The sequence below is a fragment of the Nocardia sp. NPDC003999 genome (assembly GCF_053604885.1).
In genome coordinates this window covers 95,019-111,074 of the sequence record NZ_JBSGIB010000014.1, presented here as the reverse complement: position 1 = coordinate 111,074, position 16,056 = coordinate 95,019, and the positions used below count along the sequence as shown (strand labels likewise).

The following is a 16,056-nucleotide window of genomic DNA, read 5'->3' as shown; positions in this document are numbered from 1 at the left end:
ATCAGGCAGCGGGGCGACGCCACACCGACGCCAGCGCTCGCGCTCGGAAGGACACGCCGTGACCGGCGAAGCACAATCTCGGCGTTGGCGATTGGTGCTCGGCGCGGCCGCGGAGGAGGGACTGGGCGGGCTGGGCTCCGGCGCCGACGCGGCGATGGACCGGGCGCTGTCGGCGCTGTACAACACCGATGAGGAGACCTCGCCCGGCAAGCGCACCGGTGGTTTGCAGGGCTCGGCGCCGCGCGTGGCCCGCTGGCTCGGCGATATCCGCAGCTACTTCCCCGCCTCCGTCGTCGAGGTCATGCAACGCGACGCAGTGGAGCGGCTCGATCTCACCCAATTGCTGCTGGAGCCGGAACTGCTCGAGGCGGTGGAACCGGACGTGCACCTGGTCGGCACCCTGCTGAGCTTGAACCGGGTGATGCCCGAGACCACCAAGGCCACCGCGCGCATGGTGGTGGAGAAGGTGGTGCGGGAGATCGAGCAGCGCATCGCGGCGCAGACCGTCGCCGCGGTGTCCGGTGCGCTGAACCGCGCCGCCCGGGTCACCCGGCCGAAATTGCGGGATATCGACTGGGACCGCACCATTCGCAAGAACCTCGCCACCTACCTGCCCGAGCATCGCACCGTGGTGCCCGAACGCCTGGTCGGCTACGGCCGCAAGGCTCAGGCGGTCCGGCGGGACGTGGTGCTGGCCATAGACCAGTCCGGTTCGATGGCCGCCAGCGTCGTGTACGCGTCGGTGTTCGGCGCGGTGCTCGCCTCGATGCGGTCGCTGCGCACCTCGCTGGTGGTCTTCGACACCGAGATCGTCGACCTGACCGACAAACTCGACGACCCGGTAGAGGTGCTGTTCGGCACGCAACTCGGCGGCGGCACCGACATCAACCGGGCCCTCGCCTACTGCCAGTCCCTGGTCACCCGCCCGGCCGATACGTTGTTCGTCCTGATCTCCGACCTCTACGAGGGCGGCATCCGCGACGAGATGCTGCGCCGCGTCCGCTCGCTACAGGATTCCGGCGTGCAGGTCGTCGTGCTGCTCGCCCTCTCCGACGACGGCGCCCCCGCCTTCGACCACGACAACGCCGCAGCCCTCGCCGCACTGGGCATCCCGGCCTTCGCCTGCACCCCCGACAAATTCCCGGAACTCTTGGCACTGGCTCTCGACCGCGGCGACGTCCAGTCCTGGGCCCACGCCAACGCCGCCCAGCACTGACGCGAGTCCCTCCGGGTCTGCCACGCGGGACCAGCAAATCGCCACCGCGTAGGTCGACGGTGCGCCGTCGCAGCTCGAGCCGGTCGTTATGTCGCCAACCCACGTCGCCCGGGCTGGAAGCGCGAGGCCTGGGAAGGTGCAGCGGCGCAGGCTGATTCCGCGCCCCGTCTCAGCGGCTCGGTCAAGTGGTTTCGGTGAGTAGACGGCGCAGCGCCGTGGGGGTGTGGCCGAGGTGTTCGCGGACGGTGCGGGTCAGGTGTGCCTGGTCGGCGAAACCGAGGTGCGCGGCGAGGTCGGCGAGGCCGGTTTCTCCGTCGGTGAGCCGGTCGATGGTCCGGCCGACCCGTACTCGGTTGCGGTAGCGGGTCAGCGACAGCCCCATGTGCTGCGAGAACACCCGGCTCAGCCGGTACGGCGAGACCTTCAGTAAGGCGGCCAGAGATTGCAGGCCCACCGATTCCGGTGCGCCGTCGATGATCGCCTCGCGGGCCGCGGTAACCAGCGCCCGGTCGGTGGGCCGCGACCGAGGGATCGGCCATCCGGCGGCGAGTGCGACGAGCCGGACAAGCTCCTCGGTCAACGCGTAGTCGATGTCGCCGCCTCGGACGGCAGCGAGAACACGGTGGTGCGCGAGATCGATACGGGCATCGATGTACACCGCACGCGGATCGACGGCCCCTTCCCAACGGCCGGGCGCGACGGTCACCACGGTGCAGACGTCGCCGCCGGCGGGATGGGCGAACCGTTCCTCTTCGCCCGGTACGCCCAGGTAGCCGACTGTCGGATCCAGGTCGGCCCGGTCGCCGTCGGACTGTCGCTGGAACCGGCCACGGCGCACGAGCACGAGGCGATGGTCGTCGCGGACCTCCGGGTCCGAGAAGTGGGTGTGGTCGGAGCGGCAGTTCACCGTGGTCACGGTGAACTCGGGCCGGGCGGCAACGGTTGTCGTGGACAGCACCTGCGGACCGTACGCCGAGGGTACGACGAAAACGCCCGCAAGGATCTTCAAGACCCGCGGCTGGGCCGGCGGGAATGCTGAGACGGCAACCGAATCACCGCGGCCCGACCAGGAGGACCTCATGGCATCCGTTCACAAAGAATTCGACATCCACGCCACGCCCGAGCAGGTATGGGACGCTGTCAGCGATTTCGGCGCGGTGCACGAGCGCCTCGGCCCGGGTCTCGTCGCCGACGCACGGCTCGACGCGGACACCCGTACCGTCACCTTCGCCGACGGCACCGTCGTCGTGGAACGGCTCGTCGACCTCGACCCGGTGAGCCGGCGTATCGCGTACTCCATCGTCGGAGGCAGTCTGCATTCCTCCCATCACCACGCCTCGATGCAGGCGCTGCCCGGCAAGGAAGGCGGGACCCTGGTCGTGTGGCACACCGATGTCCTGCCCGAGGCTCTCACTGTGCCGATAGCCGAGTTCGTCGAACAGGCGTCGGCTGTCATGCGCCGGACCCTGGAGGCAAGGGGATCCCAGGAGCCGGGTGGCAGCGAACTCGCACCGTAGGGCGCTCATCGGGCAGGCTGCGTGGCCGCGTGCCGCCGCGGCCGGTCGGCCAGGGTGACCCCGCCCGCCGCGGCCGTGGCGACCGCGGCGAGGGCGATCAGACCGGGCCAGCCGAGCCAGCCGACGGCGGCGGCGCCGAATGCGGTTCCCAGGCTGCCTCCGACGAAGTACACAGACATATACGCACTGTTGAAGCGGGCAGGCGCGGACGGGTCGATGGCCAGGACCGTGCTCTGGTTGGCCACCTGGGCCGCGAACAGTCCGGCATCGAAGAGCCCGAGGCAGGCCAGGGTCACCACAGTGTTCGAGAGGGCGACGCCCAGGACAACCGTCGCGACAAGGGCGAGCGCGAGCCCCACCAGGATCACGTTTCGCGGGCCGACCCGGTCGGTCCATCCGCCGGCGATCCGGGTCGCGAGGACACCGGCGAGTCCGGCGCAGGCGTACAGGCCGATCCGTTCGGGTGAATATGAGTACGGAGGCTGCGACAGCGCCACCGCGAGACCTGCCCAGATCGCACAGAACGCGAAGAACCACAGCGCTCCCCGTGCCGCCGCCCGGCGCAGTGCGGCGAAGCGGGCGAAGAGCCCGGGAATTCCGCGCACCGTATCCAGATATCCGGCATACGTGCGACCCCACGCGGTCGGCAGGGTGGACAAGGACACCGCCGCGACCACGACACACGGCACAGCGAATACGAAAAGCATTGCTCGCCAACCGATCACATCGGCGAGCCAGCCGCCGACGATGCGCCCGGCGAGGATTCCGGCAGATATGCCCGCGGTCACGATACCCAAGACCGTGGCCCGCCGACGACGCTGCGCGAAACGCCCCGCCACCGAACTCAGCTGAGCCCCGACCGCCGACCCCGCCCCGACCAGGCCCATGACGAATCCAAGGCCCCAAGGCGATCCCGCTACCGCACCGGCGGCGGAGGCAACCGCCAGCGCCACGAACTGGGCCGCCACCACGGCCCGTGGCGCGAACCGGTCGACGAGCGGCACCAGCAGAACCAACCCCACCAGATAGCCGACCGGCCCGCACGCCAAAGCGGTGCCGGTCGCCGCCGTAGAGGCGTGCAGGGAACCGGCAACCTCCGCGACGGCCGGTTGCAGTAGGTAGACACTCGCCGTCCCGAGCGCGGCCGCCAGCGCCATGAACCACACGACAGGCGTCCGCAACTCAGCATTCCCGACATCCGGGATCCGTTCGCTTTCCATTGCATCGACGGTAGGAATCCCGGCATCAGGGTTCCGGCGAGAAATAGACAACACCGTCCCGTTCCCGGCCGCGCATGTATTCGCGACAGCAAGTCGGCGAGGAACGTCCCATGACGGCGCTTTCGCGTTCCGCGATCAAGACGGACGGACCGCGGTGACCTGGACCTATTCGTTCCAGCCCACCGCGGTCCCGTTGCGACCACTGGTATCGGCCCTCGTCGGCCGGACCATGCCCGCGCTCATGCGGGAGACACTCGCCGCGATGAAGAGCGGCGCGGAAGCAGCGGCAACGGATCAGCCGGGGTAACCCCCGGGGAATCCGCCCAACAGGGCGAACACCTGGATGGCAAGCGAAGACAGCAGATCCGCGATGGTCATCGGTTCCATGGCAACTCCTTGTCCGGATGGGCGAACAGGACGGCTCTGCGATCGTACGCGCGACGGAGCGCTTTTCCGGTGAGCGCCGCCGGGTGCGTGATGGACTGTCAGGAGCTGGTCAGCATGGGTTTCGACGAAACGGGACCCATCACGCCCCACGCCGTGGCCGCCGCGGGCACCACGAGGGGATGCAGTACGGCGGCCACCGCGAGCAACATGACAGCGACAATGGTGTCCAGCCAGTAGTGATTGGCGGTGCCCACCACCACGAGCGTGGTCAGCGCCGGATGGGCCAACGCGAGCCAGCGCCACGGTGTGCGAGTCGCGGCGACGACGGCAACACCGAGCAGCAACGCCCAACCGACGTGCAGCGAAGGCATGGCCGCGAACTGATTGGACAGACCGCCGGAATCGGCGGCGCCGTAGACGGATTGGCCGTATCGCACGGCCAGATCGACGAAACCCTCGTCGGGCAGCATGCGCGGCGGCGCGAGCGGGATCAGGATGTGCACCGCGAGCGCGGCTCCCGTCAGCGCCGCCATGAGGTTCCTGGTCCAGCGATAGTGCTCCGGCCGGAACGTCCACAGCCACAGCAGGACTCCGACGGCCACGGTGAAATGCGCGCTGGCGTAGTAGAAGTTGGCCGGAACCGCGAGGAATTCGCGGTTCAGGAACAACGACTGCACCGTCTGCTCGTCCAGCAGGCCGAGCCGGTCTTCGAGTCCGAGCAAGCGGTGCGCGTTGACCAGGGCACGCCCCGTGTCGTCGGCGGTGATCAGACGGCCCGCGCGATACCCGAGGTAGAGCACCGTGATGAGAAGAAGCTGCCCGACCGCCTCGCCCCCGCGACCGCGCACGGCCGCGCGCACCCGTTCGACGACTCCGCCCGACGCGAGCTCGAGCCCGGCGCCCGGACCCCCGAAGTCCACAGCGACCATCGCGCGGCCTCCTTCCCCGTTGAATCAGGCCGTTTACCGAGAATTAAGTGGAGTGGTAACCTCCGTTTAAACTAGCACTACCGAACGGACAACTTCAGCAAGATGTGACGGGGTATACAGCCGCCTGCCACCAATTCGAGTTTGCTTGCAAGACAGGCGATCTCGCGATCTTCGCTACCCATCGACCGCACCGCCGAGCACGCCAGAAGCATGGCTGACGACCTGGCGTGGCCACCGGCTCCAGCCGTTCCACGGGCGATCCGCGCTTGCCTCCACCGGTGGGCGAATGTGGCCCCAGAGGGCTGAGCTTTCGCCGACATCGATCCGGCCCGATTCACGGCCTCTCATTCCGCCGGTGTGAATCCGGCACAACCCGCCCTGCGGCCACCAGCACACCCCAGGCGGCGCGTTTGCGGGCACACCCGTGTTCGCGGTGCCACTGCATGGCGACATGAGCTTCGGCGACCGTGAAGGGCTCCGGCGGTGCCGTGCAGGTCCATTCCGCAGGCCACCGGAACGCCACCCGCTTCGCGGCGTCCGGGAGGCGGCGACGCCCATCGGAGCGTCCCGGCGAACCGGTCGGCCACAGACAGGCCAACGCGAGCGCCACACACGATCCGCCGCCGACAGTCGCGGCGGCACTGCACACCAGATCCCACACACTCAAGGCATCACGCCCCTTCGAGCGGCGGCACGACCTCCCGTCCTGGCGGTAGCAAGGACTGATTCAGCATGTCCAACACGTGCCGCAACGTTCGCGGCGCCACACCGACCTCGGTCGAGGCGCGAACATCGTCCATCGGAGGGAACGGGATGTTCCTCTCGGCGGCACGCTCACGCGGACTGAGCGTTTGCGGCACGATCCGGCCACGCACGACAAGCGTGTAATACGCCAGACGTTTCCATGCGCACCGGTCGATGCGGCATGCCCGATGCCGCCGCATGATCCGATGAGCGATTTCCACGTCCACGTCACCGCAGATCAGCGGTGGCTCGACAACGGTCTCGACCCCCATCACGCCCCCTCGCCGGACACGAGCCTGGACGAGCGCGTCCATGTGCCCTGCGGGCTGACGGTCTCGAGATCGAATCCCCTGTCGCAGATCAAGGCCGGTCGATCATCCACATGCCCCAGCTCGAACACGACGATCACATCGACACCGAGCCCTGCGGCGAGGCCGAGCACGTACTCGATCGGACTGTCCACATCGACCGGTGGACGAACGGTGTACACGTAATGGTGCCCCAGTCCGAGAGCATGCCGCCACACCTCGGCGGCATGACGTGGGGCATGGATGCCGGACAGGTCATTCCGAATGAATCCCAATGATTTCGGCCTGCCCGCGATGGGCGGCTCGATTGCGTTCGCGTAGGTCATTGATTCCCCTCGAAGCTGGTCGGAGTACTGGAAGCACACCACCGCCTGAGCAGGCTGCCGCTGTCTAACAGAAAATTTCAGCAATTCGGCCCAAATCCCCTGGATCACCGCCAAACTGAGAGTGAAAGGCGATCGAACTGATAATGCCTACCAGGGGGTCGGAATGGGGAAGCAAGGCACAAGCGCGTCGCTGCCGCGCCGACAGATGGGTCGCTACCTGCGTGAATCGCGCGAGGAGCAGAACCTGACGCAGGGACAGGTAGCCACCATCATGGATTGGAGTGTGAGTACCCAGTCCAGGCTGGAGCGGGGAGATGTCGGCCGGCTGCGCGCACGTGACATCGAATTGCTCTGCCAGAATTTAGGTCTGGATCACGAGAAGAGCGCCGCGATGGTCGGCCTGTTCAAGCAGGGAGCCGAGAAGAGCTGGTGGCACAGCTTCGGCGATCTCATTCCGGAGACGTTCAATGTCTACATCGGCCTGGAAGCCAGTGCTCGCCAGATCGAGATCTTCCGACCCGACATCATTCCCGGGCTGTTGCAGACCAACGACTACGCGGCGACGCTCGACCGGATCTACTTTCCGAAAGACTCCGAGGAAGAACGCCGACGCCGCATCGAACTGAAGACCAAGCGTCAAGCGATCATCACACGCAAGGCGAACCCGGCGACAATCGACGTCATTCTCGGCGAAGCCGTCCTGCACGCGGTCGTCGGCAATCCCAAGATCATGTCCGCGCAACATCGTCACCTTGCGGAGCTGAGCACGTGCCCGAACGTCACGATTCGAGTTCTTCCGTTCGGTGCGGGCTTTCCGGTCGGCGGACCCGTCGGACCATTTTCGATCCTCGACTACGGCCTCGACGCCGCAGGTGGCGTCGCGGAACCGACAGTTGTCTACGTTGAGGGCTTCACTGGTGCGATGTACTTTGAGGGAGAGTCGGATCTTCGGCGGTATCGCGAGGCCCTCACGATCATTCGACATACCGCGCTGGACGCAGTCGCGAGCAGGAGGCTGCTTCGGCAAAGAATGAAGGAGTACTTGGCGTGAACATCGACCTATCCGGAGCCGAGTGGTTCAAGAGCACCCGTAGCTCGATGGGCCAAGATTGCGTTGAGGTCGCCTTCTTGGAGCAGGGCATGGTGGGGGTTCGTGACAGCAAGAACCCCAACGGTCCCGCCCTGGTGTTCGCTCCGGGCCAGTGGGATACGTTCACCAATGCCGTTCGACTCGACGGTTCCACCGGCGCAGCCTGAGCCCACAGCAGTTCCCGCGAGGACACGCCGCAGTCACGTGCGGCGCACAATGATTGTGCGCCGGTTGTCGCAGCACGGGATATTCGAGTCGTTCGCCGACCAGTTCGAACAGATCTGGGGCACCATCACCCCGTACTCAACTACGCAAGGATTCGCCAATGGGCTCACGGCGTGACTACTACCGAGATCCGAACGCACCACGGCCGAACTCGCTGAAGCCGGGAGCGTCCGCGTTGGTGACCGACGAGCACGGGCGCGTGCTGATGCAACGCCGTGGCGACTCGGGTAACTGGTCTCTACCCGGCGGAATCATGGAAGTAGGCGAGACCCTTGAGGATTGCGCGGTTCGGGAGACCCGCGAAGAGACCGGGCTGGACATAGAGATCACTGGTTTGCTCGGTATATACACCGACCCTGAGCACGTGATCGAACACGCGGACGGAGAGGTCCGGCAAGAGTTCGCAGTGGTCTACTTCGGCAGGGTGACCGGTGGGGAAATCTCCGTATCCGATGAATCGACCTCCGTCGAGTTCCTACGACTCGAAGAACTCGAGACGCTGCCCGTGCACGAGACTGTCCGGCTCCGGTTGCAACACCACGCCGAACAGCGCACGAGTCCGTATCTTGGTTGAGCGAGATAGCTTTCTACGGCCGAGCGTTCGACGTCCTGGCGAAACAAGCCGCAACCCGGGAAGGGGCGGCGGTTGCAGAAGATCACGAAACGGAATCGCCGATATCAGCCGCGAAACTCTGCGTCAGATCCTCGAGGCCGAGGGGGTTCACTCCAGGTCAGTGGGACACGTTCATCGATGCCGTTCGGCTCGACGGGTCCACCCGTCGAGCCCGGGTCCGCGAAAGCTCACGTGAGAACTTGCCGCAGTCCGTGCGGCGCACAATGATTGTGCGCCGCACGGACCTGTCAGAGATCGGCGATCGCGGCCAGTGGTGGCGTGCGCGCCGCCCGCACCGCAGGCCACAGCGCGGCCAGTACTCCGACGACCGCCGAGCTGACCAGGACCAGGACCAGCTGGCTCCACGGGATCGCGATCTGGTCGAGACCCAAATCCCTTAGCGTGCGCAGGAATCCGACGCCGAGTCCCAGGCCGAGCACCATGCCGACGATCGCGCCGAACACCGCTATCAGCATCGACTCCAGATAGATCGTCCGGCGCACCTGGGCGCGCTGCATGCCGACCGCGCGGAGCATGCCGATCTCCCTGCGGCGCTCCACCACCGACAGCGCCAAAGTATTGACGATGCCCAGGATCGCGATCACCACCGCCAAGGCGAGCAGTCCGTAGAGAATGGCCAGCAGGGTGTTGATCTGCTTGCCCTGCGCTCCCTTGAATTCCTCCCGGTCCTGCACCTGCACCACGACGAATTGCTCGGTGGCCTTCTCCAGGTCGGCGCGCATCGCGCTGGTATTCGCGCCCGGTTGCGCCTTGATCAGCACGAGGAAGTTGGTCCGGAAGTTGAGCGGGACCACCTCGTCGTAGACCGTCTGCGACACCACCATCGGGCCGAGCAGCGGGTTCTTCTTGTACACACCGGTGACGGTGAGCGGCACCTTCTTGCCGTCGACGCTGGTCGGGGTCACCTCTTCGCCGACTTTCCAGCCGCGGTCGTTCGCTTCGTCCTCGGACACGAGCATGTCCCTGGCGCCGAGAGTGTCGCTGCCGCGCACGATCTCGTAGTTCAGCACACCGGTCAGCGGACCGTCCGGTGAGGACGCGAACACCTGATCGCCGCCGAGCTTGAACGCGGCCCCCCGCATTCCGACCACCTGCGCCACGTTCGGCACCTTCGTCCGGGCGGCGTCGGCGGCACCGAACGGCACCCCGAGCAATTGCGGGCCCGCCAGCACGTAGTCGGCCCGCACGCCCTTGTCGACCAGCACGCCGACGCTCTCCTTCGCCGAAGCGCCCAGCATGCCGATCGCCGAGACGAGCATCAGACCCAGCGTGAGCGCGAAGGCCGTCGCGGCGGTGCGGCGCGGATTGCGCGACGCGTTGTTGCGCGCCATGCGACCGATCGGCCCGAACGGGCGCACCAGCACCCCGAGCCCGCCGACCAGCGGTCGCGACAACGCGGGCGCGGCCAGCAGCACCGCGAAGATCAACCCGAGCGCGCCGACGCCGACCGTCGCGGCCGCCGAGCCACCGGTGCGCTGCGCGCCCAGCACGACGAGGACCGCCCCGAGCACCGCGAGCACCGCGCCGAAGATCGTGCGCAGGCGCAGCGACTCCCCGATGGACGCGAATTCCTCGCGCATGGCCTGCACGGGCGGGATGCGCGAGGCGCGGCGCGCGGGCGCGTAGGCGCTGACCATCGTCACCGCGAGGCCGACCAGCAGCCCGACCACGACGGTGCGCGGCCGCACCGCCATCGATCCGGTCGGCAAGCCGAGATCGAAGGCGTTGAGCACCGCCGACAATCCGAACGCCAGCGCGACGCCGCCCGCGAGGCCGACCACACTGCCGATCAACCCGATGACGAACGCTTCCGCCACCACCGACGTGCCGACCTGCTGCCTGCTCGCGCCGACCGCGCGCAGCAGCGCGAGCTCCCGCAGGCGTTGCGCGACGATCATCGAGAACGTGTTGTAGATGATGAACGTGCCGACGATCAGCGCGATCGCGCCGAAGGCGAGCAGGAAGTAGTTGATGAAGTTGAGCGCGTTGGAGATTTCCTTCTTCAGGTCGGCACGCACCTGATCGCTGTTCTGCACTTTGTAGCCGGGCAGTGCCTTGGCGAGGTTGTCGCGCAACTCGTCGCCGGGAATGCCGGTGGCCGCCAGGTCGACGTAGGCGACGTGCAGGCCGTCGGTGAACAGCTTGCGCGCCTGCGTGTCGTCGAACAGCACGCCGATGAACCCACCCGTGTCGGAGGGAACCTCGTAGATGCCGGTCAGGGTCACGTCGATCGGATCGGCCTGGGAGGGGATGAGGATCTTGGTGCGGTCACCGATCTTCAGTCCGGCCCGGTCGGCCCCGCCGGTGTTGAGCGCGATCTCGCCGGGCCGGGCGGGCGGGACGCCTTGCAGGAACTTCTCCGGCTCCGCGACGGCCTTTTCCGGCGGCAGGTACGACTTGCCGAACGTCGGCGCCCCGCCGGTCTGCACGGCCTTCTTGCCGGTCGGATCGAGCAGCACCACCGGTCCGTTCACGCTCGGCGCGACCGTGCGGACGCCGGGGTACTTCCCCAGCTCGTCCACCACATTGTTCGGAACGCCTTGCGCCTGACGTTCTTTCGGGCTGACCCGAACGTCGACGCCCTTCGCCTCGTTGGCGAAGATTCCGTCGAAAGTGCTCTGCAGGGTGTCGGTGAACACGAACGAACCCGCGATGAACGCGGTGCCGAGCACCACTGACAAGAGGGTCAGCGCGAGCCGCACCTTGTGCGCGGCGAGATTGCGCAGCGCGACCTTGCGCATCGGACTTCCAGCCATTACGCCCGCCCCCGAATCTTCCGCGAACGCCCGGTCACGCCTGCTCCAACGCTTTCATCCGGTCGAGCACGGTGTCGGCGGTCGGATCGCGCATTTCGTCGACGATGCGTCCGTCGGCGAGGAACACCACCCGGTCGGCGAACCCGGCCGCGTGCGGTTCGTGGGTGACGATGACGACCGTCTGCCCGAACTCGTCCACCGCCGCGCGCAGGATCGACAACACCTCCTCCGAGGAGCGCGAGTCCAGGTTGCCGGTCGGTTCGTCGCCGAAGATTATGTCCGGCTTACCCACGAGCGCGCGGGCGCAGGCCACCCGCTGCTGCTGTCCGCCGGACAACTCGCTGGGGCGGTGGGTCAGCCGACCGACCAACCCGAGCCGCCGCACCACCGTCTCCAGCCATTCGCGATCGGGTGTTCGCCCCGCGATGTCCAGCGGCAATGTGATGTTCTCCAGCGCCGTCAACGTCGGCACCAGGTTGAACGCCTGGAAGACGAAACCGATGCGGTCGCGGCGCAAGCGCGTCATCTGCTTGTCGGACAGCGAGGTCAGGTCGGTGTCACCGATGCGGACGGCGCCCGAGCTGGCACTGTCCAGTCCGGCCAGACAGTGCATGAGCGTCGACTTGCCCGACCCGGAGGGACCCATGATCGCGGTGAACTCGCCCTTCGCGAACTCGGCCGACACCCCGTCCAATGCCCTGACCTGGGTGTCGCCCGATCCGTAGACCTTGGTCAGTTCGATAGCGTGGGCCGCGACATCGGTCGATGCCGCCAGGTCGGCGGTGTCGGCGCCCAAGGCTTGCGAAGTCATGCCGTCCAGTCTTACCGGCATCGCCGCCGCACGCCATCAGGGAACACCCTGTGTTTCAGGCCTCACCTACGACCCACTCGAAGGCGGACGCTCTGGATCGGGCGCCTTCGAGGGTGCGGGAGCGGTTGGGTTCGCCGAGTTCGGACAGCAGGTCCTCCGACAGGTTGACCAGGGCGGCCAGGGCGGTTGGGGTGAACCAGTCCGGCCTGGTGGCGAACAGGATGTCCTCGGAGGCGGTGTTTCCGCTGGCACCCGGCGCGAAGGGGCAGCCGCCGAGGCCGCCGAGCGCGCCGTCGACCATGTCCGCGCCGGCCGCGACCGCGGCGAGGGTGTTGGCCACGCCCATGCCCCAGGTGTCGTGACCGTGGAAGACGACGCGCCGGGGAGGCGTCCGGTCCCGCACCGCCGCGACCAGCGCGGACACCTCACCGGGGTGGGCCTGTCCGAGCGTGTCGGCCAGGACGATGTCGTCCGCGCCCTCGGTGCGCGGGTCGCGGGCGATGGCCAGTACCCGTTCCGGGTCGACCGGGCCGTCGAACGGGCAGGTGAACGCCGTCGCCAAGCAGAGCTGGATCGACCCGTCCACCTCACGGGCCAGGCGCACCGCGTCCGGCATGGCGGCGACGCTGGCCTCGGTGTCGCGTCCGATGTTCGCCCGATTGTGCGCGTCGGAGACCGAGAAGCAGTACTGGAAATTCCGCACTCCCGCCGCGGCGGCCTTCTCCACATGGCGCGGCGTCGCCACCCATACCCAGCAGCGGCGCAGTTCCTCCGGCGTCAACGCGGCGACCAGCTCCATGGTGTTCGCCATCGGCGCGACCAGGTCCGGGCGCGCCATCGAGCCGATCTCCAGCGCGGGCACCCCCAGCGCGAGCAGGCGGCGCACGATGTCCACCTTGCGCTGCACCGGCAACAGCTTGCCGGTCAGCTGCAGTCCGTCGCGCAACGTGACATCGCGCAACAAAGGCGCGATCATCGCTGCTCCCGCGCCCGGTGGTGGCCGCACATCACGCCGCCCCATGGCTTCTCGCCCGCCCCGGTCGGATTCGGCTGCACGGTGGGCCTGCTGGTGCCCGGCGTGCGCGGTTCCCTCGCGTCGCGCCCCTTCGGACGCCTCCGGTCGTGTGGCCGCGTGCTCATCGCGCCTCCAACGCATCGATCTCGGCTTCGCTCATGCCGAGCAGGCCGGACAGCACCTCTCGGGTGTGCTCACCCAGATCGGGTCCGACGCTGCGGATGGGCAAGGACTGTTCGCCGATCACCGGGACGATGCCGGGGAAGCCGACAGCCTTGGGCTCCGGCGCGCCGACGTCCACGGTGAACGACTGGATCATGTTGCGCGCCCGGTACTGCTCGTCGGCCACGATGTCGGCCGCGGTGTAGATCGGGCCACACGGAATAGCGGCGGCGTCCAGCAGCTTCAGCGCCTCGTCGCGGGTATGCCGAACCGTCCACTCCCCGATCGCCGCGTCCAGCCGCTCGCGATTGCGCCAACGGCCCGCGTTGTCCTGCAGGTCCGGATCGGCGGCCAGGTCCGGCCGATCGATGACCGCCATGTAGCGCTGGAAGATGGCGTCGCCGTTGCCGCCGATGATGATGCTGGTGCCGTCCGCGCACGGGTAGGCGTTGCTCGGCGCGATGCCCTCCATCCGGCCGCCGACGCGTTCGCGCTGGATGCCGTAGGCGAGATAGTCCGGCACCAGCGATTCCATCACCGACAGGATCGCCTCGTTCAGCGCCACGTCGATCACGCGCTCCCGCAACGGGACCGGCGTGTCCGACTCGGCGCGGCGCTCGCGCTGGAACAGCGCCATCACGGTGCCGAACGCGGCGTAGATACCCGCGATGGAGTCGCCGATCGAGACGCCGGTGCGCACGGGTGGGCGGTCCGGATCGCCCACCAATTCGCGCAGTCCGCCGATCGCCTCGGCCACCGCCGCGAAACCGGGACGCTCCGACAGCGGGCCGGTCTGCCCGTAAGCGGAGATCCGGGTGATCACCAGATCCGGATTCGCCTCGTTCAGCACCTCCGGCCCGAGACCCCACTTCTCCAGCATGCCGGGCCGGAAATTCTCCAGCAGCACGTCACAGCGCCGGATCAGGTCGAGGACGATCCCGCGCCCCGCCTCGGTGCGCAGATCCAGCGTGATCGACTTCTTGTTCCGGTTGATCGTCCGGTAGAGCATCGAGGTGTCGCCGCCGTAGAGCCGCCAGTTGCGCAGCTCGTCGCCCGCTTTCGGGCGTTCCACCTTGATCACCTCGGCACCGAAGTCGCCGAGGATGCGCCCGGCGGTCGGCGCGGCGATGTAATTGCCGAGCTCCAGGACGCGCACCCCGTCCAGCGGCCGAATACTCATGGCAACCAGTATGGGCTGTGTTCGATTTGCAGCGCCTGCGGCGCTGCGTGTTCGCGGCCCCGGGGAGTCTCGCGGCCGAGCGACCGAGACTCGCGACTGCGTCGCATGCGCTTCGGTCACTCGGCTGTGTTCGATTTGCAGCGCCTGCGGCGCTGCGTGTTCACGGCCCCGAGAAGTCTCGCGCCCGAGCGACCGAGACTCGCGACTGCGTCGCATGCACTTCGGTCACTCGGCCGCGAGACGGGCCGCGAACGGCGCTCGTAAGACTCGCACCCGGCGGGGCTGGGTCGGTTCGGTTCAGTCGTCTCCAAGTTGTTGAGGCGACCTAGGTGTACCTAGGGCGCCGGGGCAATACTCGTGTACTCCTAAGACCGCCTGGCCAGTCGACCGAAGCCGCGGTTCGCGGTCAGGTCACTTACGGCATTTCGTAGCCCGACCTGCATATATGGCAGGCCGGACTCCTCGGCGACGGCTCACAGCGACCCGAAGACACCGCATGGCCCCTCAACAGCCGGAGGCCCGGCAACCATGCGGGGTCCGCGTTCAGGACGCGAGCAGCTGGGTGTCCTCGACGATCGAGTAGTGCTCGGCGTTGCCCGCGATGATGGTGCTCGTCGAGCCGTCGACGCCGACCGGGACATCGCCGGCCAGGGTGATGCGGGTCAGTTTGCGTGGCTGGTCGTCGTAGTCGTCGATGGCGTAGTGCTGGGTGGCGCGGTTGTCCCAGATGGCGACGTCGCCCGGCTCCCAGTTCCAGCGGGCGGTGTTCTCCAGGCGGGTCACCCGGTCCTGGAACAGCCGGAACAGCGCGTGCGACTCCGTGCTGGACAACCCGACGAAATGCTTGACGAAATGGCCGAGCAGCAACGCCCGCTCCCCGGTCTCGGGGTGCACGCGCACCACCGGGTGCTCGGTCTCGTAGTAGGTGGACTCGAACTCGGCGCGGTAGGCGGCCGTGTTGGGACGCGGCGTCTCCTCGGCGCGGGCGTAGTCGTAGACGTTGGTGTGCACGGCGCGCAGGGATTCGGCGAGCCGCTTGAGCGGCTCCGGCAGCGACTCGTAGGCCGCGACGGTGGACGCCCAGGTAGTCGCGCCGCCGTAGGACGGCAGGTGCACCGCGCGCAGGATGGACGCCTTCGGGACGCGGTCGACGAAGGTGACGTCGGTGTGCCAGCTGTTGGCGCGGCCGTGCTCGGAATCGATCGCCAGGCTCTTCACACCATGCGAGGTGACCGTCGGGTGCGGGGTGGTCGGCGAGCCGAGCAGCTGGGCGAACTCGTACTGCCCGTCCTCGGTGAGGTGGTCCTGACCGCGGAAGAAGATGACCTTGTGCTCCAGCAGCGCGCGACGGATCACGTCGATGGTGGCCGGATCCAGGTCTCCGCCGAGCCGGACGTTGTCGATCCGCGCGCCGATACGAGCGCCGAGCCTGGTCACCGAGGCTGTGGATGGGGTGGCGGGTGCGACCGTCATGAGATCACCTTCGCTGTCGAGATCGGTTACTGCTCCGGAGAGCAGACCACCCAAACGACCCCC

At 67.6% G+C, this 16,056-nt stretch carries 17 protein-coding genes; 6 read left to right on the top strand and 11 right to left on the bottom strand.

The features are described 5' to 3' along the window. The first annotated feature begins 58 nt into the window (after window positions 1-58). Window positions 59-1,216 (top strand): VWA domain-containing protein, encoded by a 1,158-nt coding sequence (locus ACWESM_RS25045; RefSeq protein WP_364432563.1) that lies wholly within the window; start codon window positions 59-61, stop codon window positions 1,214-1,216. A gap of 181 nt (window positions 1,217-1,397) precedes the next feature. On the opposite strand, the gene ACWESM_RS25040 is transcribed toward ACWESM_RS25045, so the two are convergent. Next, window positions 1,398-2,174, bottom strand: coding sequence for a helix-turn-helix domain-containing protein (locus tag ACWESM_RS25040; RefSeq protein WP_364432566.1), 777 nt, complete (start codon window positions 2,172-2,174; stop codon window positions 1,398-1,400). Between the two features lie 121 nt (window positions 2,175-2,295). On the opposite strand from ACWESM_RS25040, the gene ACWESM_RS25035 reads away from it, so the two are divergent. Continuing rightward, window positions 2,296-2,733, top strand: a complete 438-nt coding sequence (locus ACWESM_RS25035) for an SRPBCC family protein (RefSeq protein ID WP_364432569.1) — start codon at window positions 2,296-2,298, stop codon at window positions 2,731-2,733. A 5-nt stretch (window positions 2,734-2,738) separates the two neighbouring features. Here ACWESM_RS25035 and ACWESM_RS25030 read toward each other — a convergent pair whose 3' ends face one another. After that, entirely contained in the window at window positions 2,739-3,953 is a 1,215-nt protein-coding gene (locus ACWESM_RS25030; RefSeq protein ID WP_452493880.1) for an MFS transporter, read from the bottom strand. Window positions 3,954-4,107: 154 nt separating this feature from the next. Here ACWESM_RS25030 and ACWESM_RS25025 point away from each other — a divergent pair, with 154 nt between their 5' ends. Then, window positions 4,108-4,260 carry a hypothetical protein gene (locus tag ACWESM_RS25025; RefSeq protein WP_412806819.1) on the top strand — a complete coding sequence of 51 codons (153 nt, stop codon included), beginning with the start codon at window positions 4,108-4,110 and terminating at the stop codon, window positions 4,258-4,260. Window positions 4,261-4,438: 178 nt separating this feature from the next. Here the strand turns inward: ACWESM_RS25025 and ACWESM_RS25020 are convergent, their stop codons facing one another. From ACWESM_RS25020 to ACWESM_RS25010, 3 genes are all read right to left on the bottom strand, one after another. Next, window positions 4,439-5,269 carry a phosphatase PAP2 family protein gene (locus tag ACWESM_RS25020; protein WP_452493878.1) on the bottom strand — a complete coding sequence of 277 codons (831 nt, stop codon included), beginning with the start codon at window positions 5,267-5,269 and terminating at the stop codon, window positions 4,439-4,441. Between the two features lie 671 nt (window positions 5,270-5,940). Continuing rightward, window positions 5,941-6,285, bottom strand: coding sequence for a hypothetical protein (locus ACWESM_RS25015; protein WP_364432578.1), 345 nt, complete (start codon window positions 6,283-6,285; stop codon window positions 5,941-5,943). Further along, window positions 6,285-6,761: a hypothetical protein gene (locus ACWESM_RS25010; protein ID WP_397280433.1), complete on the bottom strand. Its 477-nt coding sequence runs from the start codon at window positions 6,759-6,761 to the stop codon at window positions 6,285-6,287. The genes ACWESM_RS25015 and ACWESM_RS25010 overlap by 1 nt, the downstream gene beginning before the upstream one ends. Window positions 6,762-6,810: 49 nt before the next feature. Here ACWESM_RS25010 and ACWESM_RS25005 point away from each other — a divergent pair, with 49 nt between their 5' ends. From ACWESM_RS25005 to ACWESM_RS24995, 3 genes are all read left to right on the top strand, one after another. Further along, window positions 6,811-7,698 carry a helix-turn-helix domain-containing protein gene (locus tag ACWESM_RS25005; RefSeq protein ID WP_364432584.1) on the top strand — a complete coding sequence of 296 codons (888 nt, stop codon included), beginning with the start codon at window positions 6,811-6,813 and terminating at the stop codon, window positions 7,696-7,698. Then, window positions 7,695-7,904: a DUF397 domain-containing protein gene (locus ACWESM_RS25000; protein WP_364432587.1), complete on the top strand. Its 210-nt coding sequence runs from the start codon at window positions 7,695-7,697 to the stop codon at window positions 7,902-7,904. The genes ACWESM_RS25005 and ACWESM_RS25000 overlap by 4 nt, the downstream gene beginning before the upstream one ends. Before the next feature lie 158 nt (window positions 7,905-8,062). Continuing rightward, window positions 8,063-8,536: an NUDIX domain-containing protein gene (locus tag ACWESM_RS24995; RefSeq protein ID WP_364432590.1), complete on the top strand. Its 474-nt coding sequence runs from the start codon at window positions 8,063-8,065 to the stop codon at window positions 8,534-8,536. 287 nt (window positions 8,537-8,823) lie between these two features. Here ACWESM_RS24995 and ACWESM_RS24990 read toward each other — a convergent pair whose 3' ends face one another. The 6 genes from ACWESM_RS24990 to ACWESM_RS24965 all read right to left on the bottom strand — a co-directional run bounded on the left by ACWESM_RS24990 (window position 8,824) and on the right by ACWESM_RS24965 (window position 15,993). Beyond that, complete coding sequence (locus ACWESM_RS24990; protein ID WP_452493876.1) at window positions 8,824-11,352, bottom strand: ABC transporter permease; 2,529 nt, start codon at window positions 11,350-11,352, stop codon at window positions 8,824-8,826. A 34-nt stretch (window positions 11,353-11,386) separates the two neighbouring features. Next, window positions 11,387-12,163, bottom strand: a complete 777-nt coding sequence (locus ACWESM_RS24985) for an ABC transporter ATP-binding protein (protein WP_355077231.1) — start codon at window positions 12,161-12,163, stop codon at window positions 11,387-11,389. 55 nt (window positions 12,164-12,218) lie between these two features. Further along, window positions 12,219-13,139 (bottom strand): hydroxymethylglutaryl-CoA lyase, encoded by a 921-nt coding sequence (locus tag ACWESM_RS24980; RefSeq protein ID WP_452493873.1) that lies wholly within the window; start codon window positions 13,137-13,139, stop codon window positions 12,219-12,221. Beyond that, window positions 13,136-13,303, bottom strand: a complete 168-nt coding sequence (locus ACWESM_RS24975; protein WP_397280441.1) for a hypothetical protein — start codon at window positions 13,301-13,303, stop codon at window positions 13,136-13,138. The genes ACWESM_RS24980 and ACWESM_RS24975 overlap by 4 nt, the downstream gene beginning before the upstream one ends. Beyond that, window positions 13,300-14,520, bottom strand: a complete 1,221-nt coding sequence (locus tag ACWESM_RS24970; RefSeq protein ID WP_379254864.1) for a CaiB/BaiF CoA transferase family protein — start codon at window positions 14,518-14,520, stop codon at window positions 13,300-13,302. Before ACWESM_RS24970 ends, ACWESM_RS24975 begins: the two co-directional genes overlap by 4 nt. Window positions 14,521-15,063: 543 nt before the next feature. Beyond that, window positions 15,064-15,993 (bottom strand): TauD/TfdA dioxygenase family protein, encoded by a 930-nt coding sequence (locus tag ACWESM_RS24965; protein WP_412806812.1) that lies wholly within the window; start codon window positions 15,991-15,993, stop codon window positions 15,064-15,066. Between the last annotated feature and the right edge of the window lie 63 nt (window positions 15,994-16,056).

Coding starts and splice junctions, on each gene's coding strand:
- ACWESM_RS25035 (WP_364432569.1), top strand. CDS start 2,296: ATGGCATCCGTTCACAAAGAATTCGACATCCACGCCACGCCCGAGCAG.
- ACWESM_RS25030 (WP_452493880.1), bottom strand. CDS start 3,953: ATGGAAAGCGAACGGATCCCGGATGTCGGGAATGCTGAGTTGCGGACG.
- ACWESM_RS25020 (WP_452493878.1), bottom strand. CDS start 5,269: ATGGTCGCTGTGGACTTCGGGGGTCCGGGCGCCGGGCTCGAGCTCGCG.
- ACWESM_RS25015 (WP_364432578.1), bottom strand. CDS start 6,285: ATGGGGGTCGAGACCGTTGTCGAGCCACCGCTGATCTGCGGTGACGTG.
- ACWESM_RS25005 (WP_364432584.1), top strand. CDS start 6,811: ATGGGGAAGCAAGGCACAAGCGCGTCGCTGCCGCGCCGACAGATGGGT.
- ACWESM_RS24995 (WP_364432590.1), top strand. CDS start 8,063: ATGGGCTCACGGCGTGACTACTACCGAGATCCGAACGCACCACGGCCG.
- ACWESM_RS24990 (WP_452493876.1), bottom strand. CDS start 11,352: ATGGCTGGAAGTCCGATGCGCAAGGTCGCGCTGCGCAATCTCGCCGCG.
- ACWESM_RS24985 (WP_355077231.1), bottom strand. CDS start 12,163: ATGACTTCGCAAGCCTTGGGCGCCGACACCGCCGACCTGGCGGCATCG.
- ACWESM_RS24980 (WP_452493873.1), bottom strand. CDS start 13,139: ATGATCGCGCCTTTGTTGCGCGATGTCACGTTGCGCGACGGACTGCAG.
- ACWESM_RS24975 (WP_397280441.1), bottom strand. CDS start 13,303: ATGAGCACGCGGCCACACGACCGGAGGCGTCCGAAGGGGCGCGACGCG.
- ACWESM_RS24970 (WP_379254864.1), bottom strand. CDS start 14,520: ATGAGTATTCGGCCGCTGGACGGGGTGCGCGTCCTGGAGCTCGGCAAT.
- ACWESM_RS24965 (WP_412806812.1), bottom strand. CDS start 15,993: ATGACGGTCGCACCCGCCACCCCATCCACAGCCTCGGTGACCAGGCTC.